Below are 4,757 nucleotides of genomic sequence, written 5' to 3'. Positions count from 1 at the left end.
TCGTCCTCACCGGTGAGGGGAAGATCGACGCGCAGACCGGGTACGGCAAAGCCCCCGCCCGGGTCGCGGAGGCAGCAGGTCAGGCACCGGTCGTCGCCTTCGGGGGAGTGGTGGATGCAGAAGCGTGTTCTCTGGTCCCCGGGATCTTCACCGACACCGTCGGGATCAGCGATCCGGCGGCCCCGGTGGAGGAGAATCTGGCCACTGCCGGAGACGATCTGCGGAAGGCGGTGGCGGTATGGCTCGCGCAGTGGCCCGCCGCGCAGTGAGACTCGTCGCACCGCTGCTGACGGCGTCCCTCCTGCTCGCAGGCTGCGGCAGCGGAGCCGGTACCGACGGCGGCGATACCGCCGAGGGACACGCTGCCACCAGCGTCTTCTTCGGCGACAGTCTCACCGACGCCGGCTCCCGCGGCGTGCGCTACACCACGCTGCCCGGGCTGACATGGGCGCAGATCGTCGACCCGGACGGACTGAACTACGCCGTCGGCGGGGCCACGATCGACGGGGTCACCGGGCAGATCGACGACTTCCTCACCGAGTACGGCGAGATCGGCCCCGACCAGTTCATCACCGTCTTCACCGGCACCAATGACGTGCTCTCCGGTGACGACACGGCCGCCGTCACCGCCGCCGAGGTCGACCAGATCGGTCGGCTGCTCGACGCGGGAGCGCAGCAGATCCTCGTCTTCACCCTCTTCGATCTTGCCGCGACCCCCGCCTTCGGCGGCAGGGACACCGCCGCCCATCTGGACATCCATGACCGCACCCTGACATACAACCGGTCCCTGCTGCAGGGCCTGGCCGAACGCTTCGGCGAGGACGACCGGATCGGTGTCTTCGACACCTTCGGCGCGGTCAACGCGATGGTGACGGACCCGGCGTCCCACGGTTTCACCCACGGGGCGGGGGAGGACGCCTGCGCCACCCCGGGTGCGGCCTGGTGCGACACCGGCGGCCTCGTCGCACCGGACGCCGACCGGACCTACGTCTTCGCCGGGGGAGTGCACCTCACCACGAGAACCAACGAGCTCCTCGCCGCGGCCGTCGAGGCACGCGTCGGGGAGCTGTGGGGCGGTTAGCCGCAGGTCAGTGCTGACTAGACCGCGTAGGGGTCGCGCTGGCCGACGTACTGGATGGTGGAGTACTCGGCGATGCCCTCAGCGGCACCCTCGCGGCCCAGACCGGACTGCTTCACACCGCCGAACGGGGCGGCGGCGTTGGAGATCACGCCGGAGTTGAAGCCCATGAGCCCGAACTCCAGGCCGTCGGCCAGCCGGTACATCCGGGCCGGGTCCTGGGAGAAGACGTAGGACGCCAGGCCGAACTCGGTGTCATTGCCCAGGGCGATGGCCTCCTCCTCGGTGGCGAAGGTGAAGATCGGGGCGATCGGGCCGAAGATCTCCTCGCGGAACACGCGGGCCGAGGTCGGGGCGTCGACGATGACGGTCGGAGTGAAGAAGTGGCCCTTGCCCTCGACCGGGGTGCCGCCGACGATGGCGCGGCCACCCTTCTCCACGGCGTCCGCCACCAGGGACTCGAGGTTGGCGACGGCCTTGGCCTCGACCATGGCGCCGACGTTGACACCCTCGTCCATGCCGTTGCCGACCTTGAGCGCCGCGACCTTGGCGGCGAACTTCTCGGTGAATTCCTCGGCGATCGCCTCGTGGACGAGGATGCGGTTGCCGGCGGTGCAGGCCTCACCACCGTTGCGCATCTTCGCGGCCATCGCACCCTCGACGGCGACGTCGATGTCGGCGTCCTCGAAGACGATGACCGGGGCGTTGCCGCCGAGCTCCATGGAGGTGCGCAGCACATTGTCGGCGGCGGCCTTGAGCAGGGTGACGCCGACCGGGGTGGAGCCGGTGAAGGAGACCTTGCGCAGGCGGTGGTCGGCCATCAGCGGGGCAGAGATACCGGAGGCGGACTTCGAGGAGACGACATTGAGGACGCCGTCCGGGAGGCCCGCGTCGATCATGGTCTGCGCGAAGTACTGCGAGGTCAGCGGAGTGAGCTTCGCCGGCTTGAGGACCATGGTGCAGCCTGCGGCGATCGCCGGGGCGACCTTGCGGGTGGCCATCGCCAGCGGGAAGTTCCAGGGGGTGATCAGCAGGCAGGGGCCGACCGGCTTGTTACGGGTGGTCATCTGGAGGGTGCCCTCCGGGACGACGGTGTGGCGGCCGTAGTGGCGGACGGTCTCCTCGGCGAACCAGCGCAGGTACTCGGCACCGTAGGTGACCTCGCCGTAGGCCTCGGCCAGCGGCTTGCCCATCTCCAGGGTCATGAGGGTGGCGAAGGTGTCCTTGCGCTCGGTGACCAGCTCGAAGGCCTTGCGGAGGATCTCGGAACGCGAGCGCGGGGAGGTGCGGGCCCACTCGTCCTGGACGGCGGCTGCGGCATCGAGGGCGGCGACGGCGTCCTCGCTGGTCGCGGAGGCGAGCGTGGCGAGGTGCTCTTCGGTGGCGGGGTTCTCGACGTCGAAGGTGGCGCCGTCGGAGGCGTCGCGCCACCGGCCGTTGATCAGCAGTCCGGTGGGGACCTTGGCGAGGATCTCGGTGATGGTTGAGGTGTCGGTCATGACTGTTCCTTTTCGGGGGTGTGGGTGTCTGACGCGGAGGTACCCGGATCAGGTTCACCGTCAAGGGTAAGGCCGACCGTACGGTCGGGGGAAAGCAAGGGGGTGGTTGTGGCGGATACTCCGGGAGCCTCGAAGCCGTCCCGCTCCGCCCACCCGATGGTCTCCTCCGGAGTGGCGTTCGCGGCAGGGGCTTCAGCGAAGACACCGTCGTTCTCGCCGCGGAAGAACTCGGCGGCGAAGAAGATGAGGCAGAGGAGGATTCCGGCGACGAAACCCCAGCTGGCGCCCTTGGTCGCGAGTATGGCGGCGATGACACCGGCAATGCCCAGCTCGGTCCTCGACCGGGCTTCGAGCAGCCCGACCTTGATGGAGACGAATCCCTGGATGAGCAGTGTCAGGGCCAGCGCCACACCGAGTACCGGTTGCATGAGGGAGACGATCGGAAGCAGCCACAGTCCCGTGTTCGTCCCCCAACGGAAGGACCCGACGCCGCTGTAGATCGACTGCATCGCCCTCCGTCCCTTCTTGTACCGTTCGACGGTCGTGACCGTCATCGCGGCCCACAACGGTCCGCACATCGCGGTGTCCGGTCCGAAGATGCTCATCACGGTGTTCCGGAACCCGATGATGAGGTGGGAACGGTTCTCGCTGTACTCGATCCTCTGGTCGGTCCGGACCTCGTTGGCCTCCTCGAGGATGGCACGCGTCTGGATCACTTCGCCGAAGACGACGATGTAGACGGCCAGTGCGGTCGGAACGGCGGTGAGGAACATCGACGCTGGCGGGAATCCCACCCCGAAGACGGTGTACTCGCTGTACAACGTGCCGAAGTCCGGGGTGGAGAACCCCCACTCGATGCTGGGCCAGGATGCCTCGCCGAAGAGCGGGGCGATGATGACGGCGGAGAGCATGGCGGGCAGGATGCCGAGGTTTCCGAGCATCCGGGCCCAGCGGTACCGCACCTGCCAGGACTGGAACATCTTCGAGTACAGCAGGAAGAAGGCGAAGCCGACACAGATGGTGATCGCCCACGGGAAGGAGTCGAAGCGGCCGCCGTCGACGAAAAGTCCCTGGATGGCGGCGATGCCGGCACCGACGACGATGCCGGACCGGAGGGCGTTGGGCACGATCCGGACGACCTTGGCCGCCAGGCCTGTCGCCCCGAGGAAGAGGCAGAAGACGCCGAGCACGATCTGGAAGGCGATGAGGGCATGGACACGCTCGTCCATGTCGTAGTCCTCGAGGAAGAGCATGAGCAGCGGAATGGCCGGGGTGATCCAGCCCGGCACCACAGGATCACCGAGCAGGTGGTGGAGCAGGTAGAGCAGACCGTTGAGGACCACGATGGACAGGGCTGCCTCGAAGGGCATGCCGAGCATTTCGGTCATCAGCGGGATTGCGCTGAGGTCGACAGCGCACATGATGAGGCCCTGGGTGTAGTCCTGCCACTCGAAGCGGTAGTGGACGCCGGGCAGGTGGATCCGGAAGGGTCCGGCCTTCCAGGGTTTGGCGAAGGTGTGTGACATCTGGGGTCCGGTTCTTGTCGGGGACGGGGGGCTCAGTCGAAGAGGATGACCTGGCGGACGGCCCTGCCGTCGGCGAGCTCGTCCATGGCCTCGTTGATCTGGTCGAGTCGGATGGTGCGGGAGATGAGCTTCTCGATCGGGAGCTTCCCGGAACGCCACCAGTCGGCGAAGGTCGGGATATCACGCTGCGGGACGGCGGAACCGAGGTAGCTGCCGATGATGGTGCGGGCCTCACCGGTGATCACGGCCGGCGCGACCTCGGACTTGGCGTCCGGGTGCGGCAGGCCCACTGTGACGGTGCGTCCGCCGGGCATGGTCGCCGCGAAGGCGGTCTCGAAGGCGCGCGGATGACCGGCGCATTCAAGGGTGTGGGACGCCCTGATCCCCTGTTCCGCGACCTCGGCGGGGGTGTAGACGGCATCCGCGCCGAGGTCCCGGGCGAGGTCCAGTTTCTCGGGAAGGGCGTCCACGGCGATGACCGGGCCCTTGTCTTCGGCGATGGCGGAGATGAGGGCGGAGATGCCCACCCCGCCGAGTCCGACGACCATGACGGATTCCCCGTCTGCCCGCTGGACAGCGTTGAGCAGGGCGCCGCCACCGGTGAGGACGGCACAGCCGAGGCCTGCGGCGATCTCCGGGGGGACATCGTTGCCG

At 68.1% G+C, this 4,757-nt stretch carries 5 protein-coding genes; 2 read left to right on the top strand and 3 right to left on the bottom strand.

Going from position 1 to position 4,757, the window contains the following annotated elements:
- Both QZV72_RS12060 and QZV72_RS12055 read left to right on the top strand, forming a co-directional pair.
- A partial coding sequence (locus QZV72_RS12060) for a glycerate kinase (RefSeq protein ID WP_297008802.1) occupies nucleotides 1-269 on the top strand: 269 nt, incomplete at its 5' end.
- Nucleotides 239-1,081 (top strand): SGNH/GDSL hydrolase family protein, encoded by an 843-nt coding sequence (locus QZV72_RS12055; protein WP_297008800.1) that lies wholly within the window; start codon nucleotides 239-241, stop codon nucleotides 1,079-1,081. The genes QZV72_RS12060 and QZV72_RS12055, both read left to right, overlap by 31 nt.
- Nucleotides 1,082-1,098: 17 nt before the next feature.
- Here the strand turns inward: QZV72_RS12055 and QZV72_RS12050 are convergent, their stop codons facing one another.
- From QZV72_RS12050 to QZV72_RS12040, 3 genes are all read right to left on the bottom strand, one after another.
- Nucleotides 1,099-2,577, bottom strand: a complete 1,479-nt coding sequence (locus tag QZV72_RS12050) for an NAD-dependent succinate-semialdehyde dehydrogenase (RefSeq protein WP_297008799.1) — start codon at nucleotides 2,575-2,577, stop codon at nucleotides 1,099-1,101.
- Nucleotides 2,574-4,103 carry a hypothetical protein gene (locus QZV72_RS12045; protein WP_297008798.1) on the bottom strand — a complete coding sequence of 510 codons (1,530 nt, stop codon included), beginning with the start codon at nucleotides 4,101-4,103 and terminating at the stop codon, nucleotides 2,574-2,576. Before QZV72_RS12045 ends, QZV72_RS12050 begins: the two co-directional genes overlap by 4 nt.
- Nucleotides 4,104-4,135: 32 nt before the next feature.
- The coding region (locus QZV72_RS12040) for a zinc-binding dehydrogenase (protein ID WP_297008797.1) at nucleotides 4,136-4,757 on the bottom strand (622 nt) is incomplete at its 5' end.

The sequence above is a fragment of the uncultured Corynebacterium sp. genome, assembly GCF_902782855.1.
Classification (GTDB): Bacteria; Actinomycetota; Actinomycetes; order Mycobacteriales; family Mycobacteriaceae; genus Corynebacterium.
Note: the sequence above shows the minus strand (reverse complement) of the source record. Positions and strands in the feature narration are given on the sequence as shown.

Bases quoted from the DNA above. Each gene is read 5' to 3' on its own strand.
- QZV72_RS12055 (WP_297008800.1), top strand. From the start codon at position 239: ATGGCTCGCGCAGTGGCCCGCCGCGCAGTGAGACTCGTCGCACCGCTG.
- QZV72_RS12050 (WP_297008799.1), bottom strand. From the start codon at position 2,577: ATGACCGACACCTCAACCATCACCGAGATCCTCGCCAAGGTCCCCACC.
- QZV72_RS12045 (WP_297008798.1), bottom strand. From the start codon at position 4,103: ATGTCACACACCTTCGCCAAACCCTGGAAGGCCGGACCCTTCCGGATC.